Source organism: Streptomyces chumphonensis (genome assembly GCF_014779715.1).
GTDB lineage: Bacteria > Actinomycetota > Actinomycetes > Streptomycetales > Streptomycetaceae > Streptomyces > Streptomyces chumphonensis.
Map to the genome: position 1 here is coordinate 917,306 of NZ_JACXYU010000001.1, position 13,818 is coordinate 931,123.

The 13,818-nt window shown below is 73.5% G+C and carries 15 protein-coding genes and 2 tRNA genes; 1 reads left to right on the forward strand and 16 read right to left on the reverse strand.

Features of this window, described 5'->3' with window-relative positions; translation table 11 throughout:
* Positions 1–54: 54 nt before the first annotated feature.
* The 11 genes from IF129_RS03815 to IF129_RS03865 all read right to left on the reverse strand — a co-directional run bounded on the left by IF129_RS03815 (position 55) and on the right by IF129_RS03865 (position 7,418).
* The gene (locus IF129_RS03815; RefSeq protein WP_191207942.1) at positions 55–900 is read right to left on the reverse strand and encodes a DegV family protein; all 846 of its coding nucleotides are present in this window, start codon (positions 898–900) and stop codon (positions 55–57) included.
* A gap of 124 nt (positions 901–1,024) precedes the next feature.
* A complete protein-coding gene (locus tag IF129_RS03820) occupies positions 1,025–1,408 on the reverse strand; it encodes a hypothetical protein (RefSeq protein ID WP_224754228.1) in 384 nt (127 codons plus the stop codon).
* Positions 1,409–1,794: 386 nt separating this feature from the next.
* The gene (locus IF129_RS03825) at positions 1,795–2,448 is read right to left on the reverse strand and encodes a hypothetical protein (protein WP_191207944.1); all 654 of its coding nucleotides are present in this window, start codon (positions 2,446–2,448) and stop codon (positions 1,795–1,797) included.
* Between the two features lie 182 nt (positions 2,449–2,630).
* Positions 2,631–2,703: transfer RNA gene (locus IF129_RS03830), tRNA-Ala, on the reverse strand.
* Between the two features lie 151 nt (positions 2,704–2,854).
* Complete coding sequence (locus IF129_RS03835; RefSeq protein ID WP_191207945.1) at positions 2,855–3,088, reverse strand: hypothetical protein; 234 nt, start codon at positions 3,086–3,088, stop codon at positions 2,855–2,857.
* Between the two features lie 209 nt (positions 3,089–3,297).
* A tRNA-Ala gene (locus IF129_RS03840) sits at positions 3,298–3,370 on the reverse strand.
* A 102-nt stretch (positions 3,371–3,472) separates the two neighbouring features.
* Positions 3,473–4,108 (reverse strand): histidine phosphatase family protein, encoded by a 636-nt coding sequence (locus IF129_RS03845; RefSeq protein WP_191207946.1) that lies wholly within the window; start codon positions 4,106–4,108, stop codon positions 3,473–3,475.
* Positions 4,108–4,524 carry a ribosome silencing factor gene (gene rsfS / locus IF129_RS03850; protein ID WP_191207947.1) on the reverse strand — a complete coding sequence of 139 codons (417 nt, stop codon included), beginning with the start codon at positions 4,522–4,524 and terminating at the stop codon, positions 4,108–4,110. Before rsfS ends, IF129_RS03845 begins: the two co-directional genes overlap by 1 nt.
* Positions 4,525–4,656: 132 nt before the next feature.
* Positions 4,657–6,567 carry an LCP family protein gene (locus IF129_RS26865; protein WP_191207948.1) on the reverse strand — a complete coding sequence of 637 codons (1,911 nt, stop codon included), beginning with the start codon at positions 6,565–6,567 and terminating at the stop codon, positions 4,657–4,659.
* A 13-nt stretch (positions 6,568–6,580) separates the two neighbouring features.
* Positions 6,581–7,210, reverse strand: a complete 630-nt coding sequence (gene nadD / locus IF129_RS03860; protein ID WP_191207949.1) for a nicotinate-nucleotide adenylyltransferase — start codon at positions 7,208–7,210, stop codon at positions 6,581–6,583.
* A gap of 40 nt (positions 7,211–7,250) precedes the next feature.
* A complete protein-coding gene (locus IF129_RS03865) occupies positions 7,251–7,418 on the reverse strand; it encodes a hypothetical protein (protein ID WP_191208301.1) in 168 nt (55 codons plus the stop codon).
* Positions 7,419–7,589: 171 nt separating this feature from the next.
* Between IF129_RS03865 and IF129_RS03870 the strand changes: the two genes are divergently transcribed.
* Positions 7,590–8,693, forward strand: a complete 1,104-nt coding sequence (locus IF129_RS03870) for a M48 family metallopeptidase (RefSeq protein WP_191207950.1) — start codon at positions 7,590–7,592, stop codon at positions 8,691–8,693.
* 18 nt (positions 8,694–8,711) lie between these two features.
* Here IF129_RS03870 and IF129_RS03875 read toward each other — a convergent pair whose 3' ends face one another.
* From IF129_RS03875 to proB, 5 genes are all read right to left on the reverse strand, one after another.
* Complete coding sequence (locus IF129_RS03875) at positions 8,712–9,830, reverse strand: SCO2583 family membrane protein (RefSeq protein WP_191207951.1); 1,119 nt, start codon at positions 9,828–9,830, stop codon at positions 8,712–8,714.
* Positions 9,831–9,913: 83 nt separating this feature from the next.
* On the reverse strand, positions 9,914–10,513 hold the full coding sequence (locus tag IF129_RS03880) for an SCO2584 family spore wall biosynthesis protein (RefSeq protein ID WP_318153531.1): 600 nt from the start codon (positions 10,511–10,513) through the stop codon (positions 9,914–9,916).
* Between the two features lie 74 nt (positions 10,514–10,587).
* Positions 10,588–11,886, reverse strand: a complete 1,299-nt coding sequence (locus IF129_RS03885; RefSeq protein ID WP_191207952.1) for a glutamate-5-semialdehyde dehydrogenase — start codon at positions 11,884–11,886, stop codon at positions 10,588–10,590.
* 82 nt (positions 11,887–11,968) lie between these two features.
* Positions 11,969–12,418 (reverse strand): hypothetical protein, encoded by a 450-nt coding sequence (locus tag IF129_RS03890; RefSeq protein WP_318153532.1) that lies wholly within the window; start codon positions 12,416–12,418, stop codon positions 11,969–11,971.
* Positions 12,419–12,654: 236 nt separating this feature from the next.
* Complete coding sequence (proB, locus tag IF129_RS03895; protein ID WP_318153533.1) at positions 12,655–13,806, reverse strand: glutamate 5-kinase; 1,152 nt, start codon at positions 13,804–13,806, stop codon at positions 12,655–12,657.
* Between the last annotated feature and the right edge of the window lie 12 nt (positions 13,807–13,818).

A 13,818-nucleotide genomic window follows, 5' to 3' on the forward strand; every position in this document is an offset into this window, starting at 1 on the left:
ACGCGCCACGGCGCGTTGACGCCGTCTCCTCCGCGGCCCGCGCGCCCGGCCCGATCAGCAGGGCGAGACGACGGTGGCGAGCAGGCCGGGGCCGGTGTGGGCGCCGATGACGGCTCCGACCTCACTGACGTGCAGCTCCCGCAGACCGGGCACACGGTCCCGCAACCGGTCGGCGAGCTGCCGGGCCCGCTCGGGCGCGTCCAGGTGGTGGACGGCGACGTCCACCGGGGCCGTGCCCGCCCGGGCGACGGCCAGTTCTTCCAGCCGGGCGATGGCCCTGCTGGACGTGCGCACCTTCTCCAGCGGCCCGATGCGCCCCTCGGTCAGCTCCAGCAGCGGCTTCACGGCGAGCGCGGAGCCCAGCAGCGCCTGGGCCGCACCGATGCGGCCACCGCGCCGCAGGTGCTCCAGGGTGTCGACGTAGAAGTAGGTGGACGTGTCGGCCGCGCGCTTCTCGGCCGCGACCACGGCGTCGTCGAGGGTGCCGCCGCGGCCGGCGGTCTCGGCGGCGGCGAGCGCGCTGAAGCCGAGGGCCATCCCGACCAGGCCCGAGTCCACGACCCGGACCGGGAGCGGGGCCTCGGCCGCGGCCAGCAGGGCGGCGTCGTGGGTGCCGGAGAACTCGGCCGACAGGTGCAGGGAGACGACGCCGTCGGCTCCGGCCTCGGCGGCCGCCCGGTAGGCGGCGGCGAACGTCTCGGGACCCGGCCGGGACGTGGTGACCGGACGCCGCCGACGCAGCGCCTCGACCAGAGCACGCGCGGAGATCTCGGCACCCTCCTCCAGCGGCTCACCGTCCACCACGACGGTCAGCGGCACCGAGGTGATGCGGTGCCGCCGCAGCGCCTCGGGCGGCAGGTACGCCGTGGAATCGGTGATGATCGCGACATGACGGGCCATGGCCCGGAGATTACTGCGTCGCGCGGGGCGGTGGCAGCCTGACCTCCGCCTCCGCACCGCCCTCGGGGGCCGGCGGCCGGCACGGTCGGCCGGGTACGGGCCCCGCCGACCGTGCCCCCGGGCCTCAGCCGGAGTAGCTCACCCAGCCTTCGACCGCCGTGGTGTTCGGCGGGCAGTAGACCCGGACGTTCCAGAAGGCGGAGTGGGGCCCCGACGTACGGGTGCTGCCGTCGGAGCAGCTGATGTGGGCCGACCACGTGGTGCCGCCCCACACGGAGCAGGAGATCGCGTAGTACCACTGGTACCCGTCGTCGTTGAGGCTGGGCGTACCGCAGTGGATGCCCAGGGCTCCGGCGGGGGAGAGCCCTGGCCGGACGTCAGCGGTGGCGCCCACCCGGGCCGTGGTTCCGGAGGGGGAGGACGCGGTCTGGGCCTGGGCCGGCCCCGCTGCGACGACGGCCGCGGCGGCGGCCGCGGCGAGACAGCCTGCGAGCTTCCATCCGTGCATGGCGATCACCTCGGTTCTCGAAGGGACACTCGACGTTCCGGAGTGCTGCGGGGTGCGATCGGTGACCCTATCCACGGAGAGGGAATTCCAGGCGACAGGTGAAGGAAAGGCGCCAAACGGACGCTGGCCGGTAACACGCTTGCGGAATATGCCCCGCAGAGGACCGCTGACGGGCGGACGGACACCGCACCGAGCCGAACCGGCCGCTCAGCGCGGTACTCGCGAGGACGACGCGGTCCGGGGCGAAAGCCGGGCGGTATCCGCCCTGTCCGCGCGGACGACATCCGTCAAGGGCCCGGCGCGCCGTCGAGATCGGCCGGATCGTGACCGCCGCCCCGGTACGCGCGCGCTCCACCACCGGCGGAGGGGACTACCCGAAGACGGTCCTACCCGTCCCCGGATTCGGACGTCTTGCGCAGGCCCGGTCGGGGCGGGCTCTGCGGCGGGTCGGACGGCGGCAAGGGGTGCGGCGCCGGTTCCGCGAGGGGCTGCTGCGGCGGGTCCCAGTGGCGGAGCGCACCGGACTCGATGGCGATCTGATCGCGCAGCGTGCCGAGTTCCTCCCCCTGGTGGCGTCGGGCGCGGTCCTGCGCCGCGAACCGCAGGGAGTCGGCCGATTCCCTGATCTCCTGCGCACGGCTCCGCAGTTCGGGAAGCCGAGCGGCGATGCGGGCGCGGTCGGGCTCGCGGTCCATGAGCGCGCCCATCTCCCGGTCCAGACCGAGGGCGTGCTCGTGCAGCCGGTCGAGCAGCGTGGCGGCCTCGGCCAGGGAGGTGTCGCCGGAGCGGGCGGCGGTCAGCTCGCGGCGCGTGCTGTCGATGGAGGAGCGGAGTTCGAGCCGGGCCCGTGCCAGCTCACCGACCGGGCCGAACTGGGCGGAACGGGCCCGCAGCGCCGTGGTGTCGATGGTCCTGCGGACCTCGGTGGTCGTGCGCTGGACACCGCCCCGCACCGCACGCGCGGCTTTGACGGTCGCGATCGCCCCGAGCACCACGAGCGCCAGGAAGATCAGGGACACCACCGCAACAGCGATCTCCATGGCCAGCCTTCCGTCCGTCGCCTGCCGTCGGTTCCAGCGTACGGGCTGCGGGGGTGGCGCGAGCAGGGGGAGCCCCGGATCGGTCCCGCAGCCGGACCCCTAGGGGATCACCCGGGTACCGCGCCCGACGGGGCCGCGACGCACGGCGGGCCACTCCGAGGAGTGGCCCGCCGTGTGAACTGTGGAGCTAAGGAGAATTGAACTCCTGACCTCTTGCATGCCATGCAAGCGCTCTACCAACTGAGCTATAGCCCCGGGTCTGGTCCCCCGCAGGGTTTCCCCCGCGGCGGCGAAGCCCACTGTACACGGATCGACGGGTGCGGCGCCAAATCGCTTGTCGGGCCCTCCCCGGGCCGCGCCGGAGCCGACGAGGCGGCCCGCGTGACGGCGAACGGGGCGCGGCGGCTCAGACGGTGACGAAGGAGTAGAAGCGCTTGAGCGTGCAGTGCTCGTCCAGCAGGCGGCCGTAGATCGGCTCGCCCTCCAGCTCGCGGTACGTCTCGATGGGGTCGCCCTTGATGATCAACGCTCGCGCACACTCGACACACCAGTACTGGTAACGGGCGTTGAGCGGCTCCATGTCCCGCACGATGGGCGTGCCGCTGCCGCACCAGTCGCACTTCCGGCTGTGTGCGCCCATTCAGGCCCCGGCCTCGGGGGTCGGTCCGGATGCGAGCTGGCCCTCGCGTGGGCGGTGGATGCGCCTGGGCACCGCGGCGTCCCTCCCTTTCGGGCTGTTCCCCCTGCTGGCGATGATTCTGCCACGTCACGACGGAACACAGCAGACCGTCCCGGTGCCGGGACGCCGAAATCCCGCCCTCCACACGGAGGACGGGATCAGTGTCGCTGTGGAGCTAAGGAGAATTGAACTCCTGACCTCTTGCATGCCATGCAAGCGCTCTACCAACTGAGCTATAGCCCCGCGCTCCCGGCTTCACCCGGTGTGACCGGGGGCCGCGAACGAGTAGAACTCTACCTGGCGACCAGCCGAAACGCGAAATCCGGCCGGAGCGGAACAGGCGGTTCAGTCGTCGTCCCCGAGGACGGGTTCGGGCAGGCTGCCGGCGTTGTGTTCCAGCAGCCGCCAGCCGCGCAGGCTCTCTCCGAGGACGGACCAGGAGCAGTTCGACAGGCCGCCCAACGACTCCCACGCGTGCGGCTCCAGCCCCAGCAGCCGGCCGATCGTCGTGCGGATGGTGCCGCCGTGGCTGACGACGACGAGCGTCCCGCCGTCGGGCAGCTTGTCGGCGTTGCGCTCCACGACGGGCGCGGCCCGGTCCGCGACCTCCGTCTCCAGCTCCCCGCCGCCGCGACGGACCGGCTCCCCGCGCTTCCAGGCCGCGTACTGCTCGCCGTACCGCTCGACGATCTCGTCGTGCGTCAGCCCCTGCCACTGCCCGGCGTAGGTCTCCCGCAGGGCGTCCTCGTGCAGCACCTCGTGGCCGGTGAGGGACGCCAGCTCGGCGGCCGTGGCACGGGCGCGGACGAGGTCGGAGGCGATGATCGCGTCGGGCCGCAGGGCGGCGAGGAGCCGGGCGGCACGGCGTGCCTGGCCCCGCCCCTCGTCGGTGAGGGGGATGTCGGTGGAACCCTGGAAGCGGCGCTCCAGGTTCCACGAGGTCTGCCCGTGCCGCCACAGGACGATCCGGCGCCCGCGCATCACTCCTCCTCCGCCGCGTCGGCCCGGGGGACGTCCTTGGTGCGGGTGGCCTTGGCGTCGGCGGGGAGGTCGAGCTCGGGGCAGTCCTTCCACAGCCGCTCCAGGGCGTAGAAGACGCGCTCCTCGCTGTGCTGCACGTGCACCACGACGTCGACGTAGTCGAGCAGCACCCAGCGGCCGTCGCGCTCGCCCTCACGGCGGACGGGCTTGGCGCCGAGCTCCTTGAGCAGCCGCTCCTCGATACCGTCGACGATCGCCTTGACCTGGCGGTCGTTGGGCGCCGAGGCGAGGAGGAAGGCATCGGTGATGGCGAGGACGTCACTCACGTCGTAGGCGACGACGTCGTGTGCGAGCTTGTCCGCGGCGGCCTGGGCCGCGGTGTTGATCAGCTCCATGGAGCGGTCGGTGGCGGTCACAGGTGAAGGCTTTCGGTCGGGAACACGGAGGAGTACACGGAAAAGTACGCCTCAAGGGTCTCACGACGCGCCGCACGTCACGTGCGAGGCGGGCCACCGCCCCGGCACGGGGCCCGGACGGTCGGCCCTCCGTCAGGAATCGAAGTCCGTCCCGAGGACGACCGTGACGTCGGCGTTGGCGGCGCCCTCCCCCTGCCGGACGGCGTCCTGCGGGAGTCCGAGGGTCTTCGCGACCTCCTCGGCCTTCTCCGCGTCCGCCTCGTCGGCGTAGGTCACGGTGCTGTCGTCGGCCGGGGCGTCGGCCTGTCGCGCGGGCACCACGGTGTAGCCGCCGTTGATGAGCGTGATCTGGGCGCTCTGGGCGGCGCCCTCCTCGCCGGTGGCGTCTCGGACGCTGACACTGACGGCGGCTCCCGGGTCGGAGTTGCGCACGGTGCCGCCCAGCACCTCCTTGACCAGCCCGCGCGCCGTCTCGTCGCTGAGCGTCCCGTTCTGCTCCACGGGGAGCAGGGTGGTCTCCAGCTTGTCGGCTCGGGCATGGGCGGCCAGTTCCGCGAGGGCCCCGCCGAGCTGGCCGTCGGTGAGCGACGGGTCGGGGATCTGCCCCAGGGCGACGACGGTCTCGGTGGCGGCGGCGGGGTCGGTGGAGAGCTTCTCCAGCACGGCGTGGATCACCTGCCCGAAACGGGCGAGCTGCCGCGTCTGCTCCTCGTCCTCGGCACGGTGGGTCGCGTACGCGACGGCCGCCGGCCCGCCCAGGTCGCGGTCGGGTCCCTCGGCGACGAGGGGCGGCTCGTCCTTCTCCGCCGCCGGGACGGTGGAGTCGGCGTCGAGGGTGATCCCGCCGACGGCCTCGACGAGGTTCTCCAGGAACGGGGTGTCCAGCCGCCACGTGCCCTGGAAGGTGGCGCCGAGAAGGGTCCCGAGGGCCTCTCGCGTGGCTCCCGCGCCCTGCCCCTCGAAGGACTGCCCGAGCGTCGTCGTGGTCCCGTCGGTCGTCGTCAGGGCGAGGGAGTTGGGCAGCAGGACGGTCGTGCTGCCGCCCGCGGCCTCGTTGCGGACGAGCAGGGCGGTGGAGACGTTCTCGGTGTCGATGTCCCGCAGGTGCAGGACGACCACGTCGGGCCGCTCCGCGCCGGCCCCGGCGGCCTCCGTCCCGTCCTCTCCCATGAAGGGCAGCTTGCCCGCCGACCACAGGTAGCCGGTGCCGCCGACGACCAGCAGCAGGACGGCCACCACGAGGGCGATCGTGCGGTGGCGTCCCCGCCGCTTGGCCTCCTCGCGGCGCTCCGTCCGGCTCTCGCTGAACTTCATCCAGTCGATGACGTCTTCGGACTGCCCGCTCTCCTCCTCGATGAAGGAGAACTGCTCCGTCCGGTACGGTTCGCCGTCGTCGGCCGGGCTCTCACCGGCGCGCTCGGCCGCGTGCGGCGGGCCGCCCCCGTCCTCGGCGCGACCGGAGCCGTCAAGGATCCCCTCGGGTGACGGCGTCCCCGGCGCGGGCGCGGGATCGGCCTCCGGCTCGGACGGGTACGGGGCGTGCGTCCCGTAGGCGGCCTGCTGCCCGTACCCGGGCTCCTGCGGGAACGACGGCTGCTGCCCGTACGGCCCGTACGCCGCCGACTCGTCGTACGCGGGGGCGGCGGGGTACGACGCCTCCGGGTAGGACGTCTCCGGGTAGGACGCCGGGTACGGCGTGGCGGACGCCTCCGGGTGGGGCGCGTAGGACTGCTGCGCGGAGTCGGGGAACGCCTGCTGCTGCGGCATCCACGCCGTCGCGTCCTGCCCGCCCTGGTAGGGGTCGTACCCGTACCCCTGTGCTCCGCTTCCCTCGGGAGCGACGTAGCCGTCCGGTGAGCCGTAGCCGTACTCCGGTGCGAGCGGCTGCCCGGGGGCCTCGGTGGCGGCGTGCCCACCGTAGGCGGCGGGGTTCGCCCCGTAGGCGTCGGGGCCCGGGGCGTACGGGTCCTCGTAGACCGGCCGACCGTACTCGTCGTACCCGACGAACCGCTGTGCGCCGTACGGTTCCTGTCGGTCGTTCACGCCTGCCGCCCCTCTAGCTGTTCGGTACCGACGCGTCCCGGTAGAGGCGGCGCTTGGTGATGTACCGCACGACGCCGTCCGGCACGAGATACCAGACGGGGTCGCCGTGCGCCACCCGCGCCCGGCAGTCCGTGGAGGAGATCGCCAGGGCCGGCACCTCGATGAGGGACACCCCGCCGTCCGGCAGGCCGGGGTCGGCGAGGTGGTGGCCGGGCCGGGTGACGCCGATGAAGTGGGCCAGGGAGAACAGCTCGTCCGCGTCCCGCCAGGTCAGGATCTGGCCCAGGGCGTCGGCGCCGGTGATGAAGAACAGGTCGTCGTCGGGGTGCTCGGCCCGCAGGTCCCGGAGGGTGTCGATGGTGTACGTCTTGCCACCCCGGTCGATGTCCAGGCGGCTGACGGAGAACTGCGGGTTGGAGGCCGTGGCGATGACCGTCATGAGGTAGCGGTCCTCGGCGGACGACACCTGCCGGTGGCTCTTCTGCCACGGCTGGCCGGTGGGCACGAAGATGACCTCGTCGAGGTCGAACCGTGCCGCCACCTCGCTGGCCGCGACCAGGTGGCCGTGGTGGATCGGATCGAACGTGCCGCCCATCACGCCGAGCCGGCGCCTGCCCGGGCCCGGCACTATGTGCTCTGCCATGCGCTGACCCTAACCGCTGTCGCCCCGCCGCCCGCTTCGTTCAGCGGTCCCGGTTGAAGCGGGTGGTGCCCCACAGCAGGAGCAGCAGGATGAACAGGCCGATACCGCCGATGAGCCACGGGTTGAGGCTGGCGTACGCACCGTGCTCCTCGCCTTCCGAGGCGATCAGGGACAGGGCGGGGGCGGAGCTGAGAAGTGTCATCGTCATCTGGACCTTGTCCGGGAGGGAACTGGGCAGGAGGTTCAGCACATCGTAAGCGGAGAGGATTCTCGCGGCCGGTGCACCCACCCCGTAGGCTGGGCCGGGCCGGTCGCCGAGACCGACCGGAGCGGCCTGTGAGGGGACGGGCCTGACGCACTCTCGCTACATGGGGGCCGTATGAGCGACAGCACCAGCAAGACCGGGCGCCTGCCGGGCCGTGACCGACGCCGCTTCCCGCAGATCTCCTCCCGGGCCTACGAACACCCCGCCGACCGCTCCGCGCTCGTGGCGCTGCGCAAGCTGACGGGCTTCGACACGGTCTTCAAGACCCTGAGCGGCCTGCTGCCCGAGCGCAGCCTGCGGCTGCTGTTCCTCTCCGACTCCGTACGGGTGGGCGACCAGCAGTTCGCCCAGCTCAACGACATGCTGCGCGACGCCTGCTACATCCTGGACCTGGAGCGGGTCCCGGCGATGTACGTGACGCAGAACCCCCAGCCGAACGCCATGTGCATCGGTCTCGACGAACCGATCATCGTCCTGACGACGGGCCTCGTGGAGCTGCTGGACGAGGAGGAGATGCGCGCGGTCATCGGGCACGAGGTCGGGCACGCGCTGTCCGGGCACGCCCTCTACCGCACCATCTTGCTCTTCCTGACCAACTTCGCGGTGAAGGTCGCGTGGATCCCGCTGGGGAACGTGGCGATCATGGCGCTCGTGACCGCGCTGCGCGAGTGGTTCCGCAAGTCGGAGCTGTCGGCGGACCGGGCGGGCCTCCTCGTCGGGCAGGACCTGGAGGCGTCGATGCGCGGGCTCATGAAGCTCGCCGGCGGCCACCACCTGCACGAGATGAACGTCGACGCCTTCCTCGCCCAGGCCGACGAGTACGAGAAGGCCAACGGCGACCTGCGGGACTCCGTGCTCAAGATCCTCCAGGTGCTGCCCCGTACCCACCCCTTCACCACGGTGCGCGCGGCCGAGCTGCGCGCGTGGGCGCAGAGCCGCGACTACCAGCGGCTGATGGACGGCCACTACCCGCGTCGCGACGCGGACGACGCCACGTCGGTGACGGACTCCCTCCGGGAGTCGGCCGGCCACTACCGGGACTCGGTGAAGAACAGCAAGGACCCCCTCATGGGCCTCATCCGGGACGTCGCGGGCGGCGCCGGCGACCTCGGCGGCAGGCTGCGCGACTTCGCGACGGGCGGCGGACGCCGGGCGGACGACCCCGGGACGCCCGACGGTACGGCGGACGGCGGCCGAAGCGGCACGCAGGGCGCGTAGCCCGCCCTCCCTCTGCGTTCAGCGGCGGGACGGGTCCGGCTGGGCCGCGTCCGCCAGCACCCCGCACACGGGCGATCCGAGGGGCCGGTCGGCGAAGGGGTCGGTGCCGGTCACCTCCTCGCCGTCGGCCGACTCGGCCGCGGAGAGCGGCCGCAGCGCGTCGGCGTGGGGCGTGCCGCAGGCCAGCGGGCCGGCCTGCATGACGACGTGCTCCAGGCGCAGCCGCTGGTCCAGCAGGTCCGCGCGCCGCATCACCATGCGCACCTGGCGCCGCACGGTGACCAGCGAGGAGCGTTCCTCGTCGGCCTGGCCGGCGGCCCGCACGGCGTAGACGAAGACGTGGTCGGCCGTGACCTCCAGCGCGTTCGGGTCGCGCTGGGTGACGGCCAGGGAGCCCCGGACGCGCACTCCCGCGTCGGACAGCGTCACCTTCTGGGTGTCGAAGCGGACCAGCCAGCCGGTCACGGGCGGGACGGCGTCGGCGCCGCCGGCGCTCTGGGTGGTGGTGCCCGTGGTCGCCGCCTCGCGCACGCTCCGGTCGAGGTCGGTGCGCTGGTCCGGGACGAGGAACCGCCGCACGGGGGTGAGGCTGCTGCCGCTCAGGACGCGGGAGTCCACCGCCGAGGCGACGACGTAGTTCTTGGCGAGGTCGAGGGCGGCCTGAACCTGCGTCTCGGTGAAGTCCCGGGTCGCCGTCGGTTCGGGCCGCGTCACGCCTGAGGCGCCGACCCGGAATTCGGCGGCGGGACCGGTGGCGAACAGACGTTCGGGGGTGCCCCCCGGCACCGGGCCGCGCGGGCTGAGGGGGACGACGGACGCCCGCAGCGGCGGAGCCTCCCCCACCGGATCCCGCTGGTAGGCGCCGGACATGCCCATGTACACGGCGGTGGCGAAGGCGAGGACCACCAGGGTGAGCAGGACGATCCCCTGCTTGACGGAGGACCCGCCCAGGCGCAGCACGCCGGAGGGCTGCCGCCGGACCGGGTGCTCCCGGTGCTCGGGGTCGTCCAGCCGTTCCTGCGCCGAGTACTCCTGCAGACGGGCCTGCCGCACGAACGACTCGTCGAAGACCGTCGAACGGAACTCGTCGTCACTGCCTCCCGGTATGCCGTCGGGAGAATCTGCACGCCCGGCCATACAGACAGAGTAGGCCGCTCGCGGGGTGTGTACACGCCCCGCCCCGCGTCGAGTTCGGGAAGGGGGACCGCGGGGGCGGCGGCTCAGGGGGCCTCGGCCGCTCCGACCGGGGCCTGCGGGCGGGGTGGTGCGGGGGCGCCCAGTCCGTCCGGCTCCGTGGAGGCCGGGGGGTTGCGCGGCTCCTCGCGCTGCGCGGGCGCGCCGCGCTGTGCGGCGGTGAGGGCCATGGCGACCGCGCCGACACCCATGAGGACGGCCAGCACCCAGGCGACCGGCCGGTACCAGCGCACCGGCGCCCGGTGGCGGGCGGAGCGCCCGGCGGCCCACGCGGCGTAGTGCGGATTGGGGTGGGCGCGGACGGCGTCGTCGTCGAACGGGTCGTTCTCGCCGTCGAGGTAGTCGTAGGACGGGTACTCCGAGGAGAAGGCGTCATCGGCGTCGTCCGGGTGCCCGTCCGGGCCTCCGTGGCCGCGGGCCTCCTCACGCGACGCGGCCGCCTCGGCCTCCGCCCTGGCCCGGGCCGCGGCCCGGTGCCGTTCGGCGGCGCTGGGCTCGTGCACCGCCGCCGCGCGGATGAAGTCCTCGTCGAAGACCACGGCGTCGAAGACGTTCTCGGCCCCGTGGTCGCGGTCGTCGGGCCCCTCGTCGTCGAAGGACGGTGGGCCGGTCGCCTCGTCCGGCACCCCACCAGGGTAGACCCGTTCGGCGCTCCGGGGCAGCGGATCGGCGCATTCCGCCGCGGGGGCCCGGGCCGGGTTCAGCCGCGCACGTGACCGTCGCCGGTGACGACGTACTTGGTGGACGTGAGCTCGGGCAGGCCCATGGGCCCGCGCGCGTGCAGCTTCTGGGTCGAGATGCCGATCTCCGCCCCGAAGCCGAACTGGCTGCCGTCGGTGAAGCGCGTGGAGGCGTTGACCATGACGGCCGTGGAGTCCACGAGCGACACGAAGCGGCGGGCGGCGGCGGTGTCACGGGTGACGATGGCCTCCGTGTGCCCGGAGCTGTAGCGGCGGATGTGGGCGACGGCGGCGTCCAGGTCCGGGACGACGGCGGCGGCGATGTCGTAGGAGAGGTACTCGCTCTCCCAGTCCTCCTCGGTGGCCGCGACCACGTCCGCGCCCGCCTTCTGCCAGGCCGCGTCGCCGTGCACGGTGACGCCGGCGGCGGCGAGGGCCTCCAGGGCGCGCGGCAGGAAGACGTCGGCGACGCCTTCGTGCACGAGGACGGTCTCCGCCGCGTTGCAGACGCTCGGCCGCTGGGCCTTGGCGTTCACCAGGATGTCCACGGCCATGTCGACGTCGGCCCGCTCGTCCACGTAGACGTGGCAGTTGCCGGTGCCCGTCTCGATGACGGGGACGGTGGACCCCTCGACGACCGTCCTGATGAGGGAGGCGCCGCCGCGCGGGATCAGCACGTCGACCAGGCCCCGTGCCGTCATCAGTTCGGTCACGCTGTCCCGGCTGAGACCGGGGACGAGCTGGACGGCGTCCGCCGGCAGCCCGGCGGAGGCCACGGCGTCCCGCAGGACGGCGACGAGCGCGCGGTTCGACGCGTACGCGGAGGAGGAGCCCCGCAGCAGGACGGCGTTCCCGGACTTCAGGCACAGCGCGGCGGCGTCGACCGTCACGTTGGGGCGGGCCTCGTAGATGATGCCGACGACTCCGAGGGGCACGCGGACCTGCCGCAGCTCCAGGCCGTTGGGGAGGGTGGAGCCCCGTACGACCTCGCCGACGGGGTCGGGCAGGGCGACGACGTCCCGCACGTCGGCGGCGATGGCCGCGACGCGCTCGGGGGTCAGGGTGAGCCGGTCGACGATGGCCTCGGCCGTGCCCGTCTCCCGGGCCTTCGCGATGTCCTCGGCGTTGGCGGCCGTGATCTCGGCGGTGCGCTCCACCAGGGCGTCCGCGATGGCCAGCAGGGCGCCGTCCCGTGCGGTGCGCGGCAGGGGCGCCAGGACGGTCGCGGCCTCCCGCGCGCGGCGGGCCGTGTCCAGGACGGGGGAGTCCGTCGCGTTCGCGGTGGCCGGGGTCGCGGGAGGCATCGAGGCGCTGGTCATGCCGTCAGCGTATGACAGGTCGTGCGGCCTTCTCACGCCGTCGTCCACGCTGCGAGACGCGGGCCACGGCACCGCCGCGCCCTCAGAAGGGGTGGACGCCGACGGGCGACGCGGGCGGCGGACCGTACCCCTCGGCGATGCGCTGGTGGTAGGTGTCCCGGTCGACGACCTCCAGGCCGACGATCTCCCAGGCCGGCAGCCGGGCGCTCGCCCGGTGCTCGCCCCACAGCCGCAGTGCGACGGCGGCTGCGTCCCGCAGGTCCCTGGCCTCTTCCCAGTACCGGATCTCGGCGTGGTCGTTGGCGTACCGGCTCGTCATGAGAAACGGGTGGTCGTGCGCGAGCTGCTCCAGCCCCCGGCGCACCTCACCGAGCGGCACGGCCGTCCCGGAGACGCTGAGCGTGACGTGCCACAGCCGGGCCGTCTCGGGTTCGGCGGTGCGCTCCTCGCCGTCCGCCGGCTGCGGAACGGTCGCCGTCGGCGCGGTGTCCTGCCGGGGAGGGGCGTCACCGACGCTGGCCAGTCGCCTCACGGCGGCCTCCTTCGCGGTCCTGGCTGGTGCCCGGGCTCCGTCCGTCGAACGTCCGTCGAACGTCCGTCGACGTCCTTCGGCGTCCTTCGACGAAGGGCCCCGGCGGCCGTACTCCCGACGGCCGCACCACAGTTGACCAGTCCCCGGGCACGCGCGTGACCGTTTTCGCGAAGGTGTCCGTGGAAAGGCTGACGCGGCGGCGCGGGATGGACGCCGGTCGGAGGTCGCCGAGGGTGTCAGGGGCGGAGCAGCACCAGGTCGTCGCGGTGCACGATCTCCCGCTCGTACTCCGGTCCGAGCTCGCGGGCCAGCTCCCGGGTGGAGCGGCCGAGCAGCTGGGGGATCTCCTTGGCGTCGAAGTTGACGAGGCCGCGGGCGACGGGGCGTCCCTGCGCGTCCCGCAGCTCCACCGGGTCACCGGCCGAGAAGTCGCCTTCGACGCGCTGCACGCCCGCGGGGAGGAGGGACGTACGGCGGCCGACGACCGCGTCGACGGCGCCGTCGTCGAGGATCAGCGCACCCTGCGGGCTGGAGGCGTGGGCGAGCCAGAGCAGCCGGTCGGCGCTGCGGCGCCCGGTGCGGTGGAAGAACGTGCCGGTCACCCGCCCGGCGAGGGCGTCGGCCGCGTGGCGGGCGGAGGTGAGGACGACGGGGATGCCGGCCCCGGCGGCGATGCGGGCGGCGTCGACCTTGGTGACCATGCCGCCGGTGCCCACTCCGGCAGCCCCGACGCTGCCGAGGGAGACGTCCGCGAGGTCGGCGGGGCCGTGGACCTCCTCGATCCGGGAGGCGCCCGGGCTGCTGGGGTCGCCGTCGTAGAGGCCGTCGACGTCGGAGAGGAGCACGAGGAGGTCCGCCCGTACGAGGTGCGCGACGAGGGCGGCCAGCCGGTCGTTGTCGCCGAACCGGATCTCGTCGGTGGCGATCGTGTCGTTCTCGTTCACCACCGGTACCGCGCCCATGGCGAGCAGCTGTTCCAGGGTGCGGAAGGCGTTGCGGTAGTGACCGCGGCGGCTGGTGTCGTCGGACGTCAGCAGGATCTGGCCGACGCGGCGGCCGTAGCGGGCGAAGGACGCGGTGTAGCGCGCGACGAGCAGTCCCTGGCCGACGCTGGCGGCGGCCTGCTGCCGGGCCAGGTCGCGCGGGCGGCGGTCGAGCCCGAGCGGGGCGAGTCCGGCGGCGATGGCGCCGGAGGAGACGAGGACGATCTCCTTCTCACGGCTCTCCCCGTGCTTGGCCAGGACGTCGACGAGCGCGTCCACCCGGTCGGCGTCCAGGCCCCCGGCCGCCGTGGTGAGCGAGGAGGAGCCGACCTTCACCACGATGCGCCGGGCCCGCTCGACCTCGTGCCGCAGGACCTCGTCGCGTGTCCCAGCTGCCGCTGCCACGGATACCCCCAG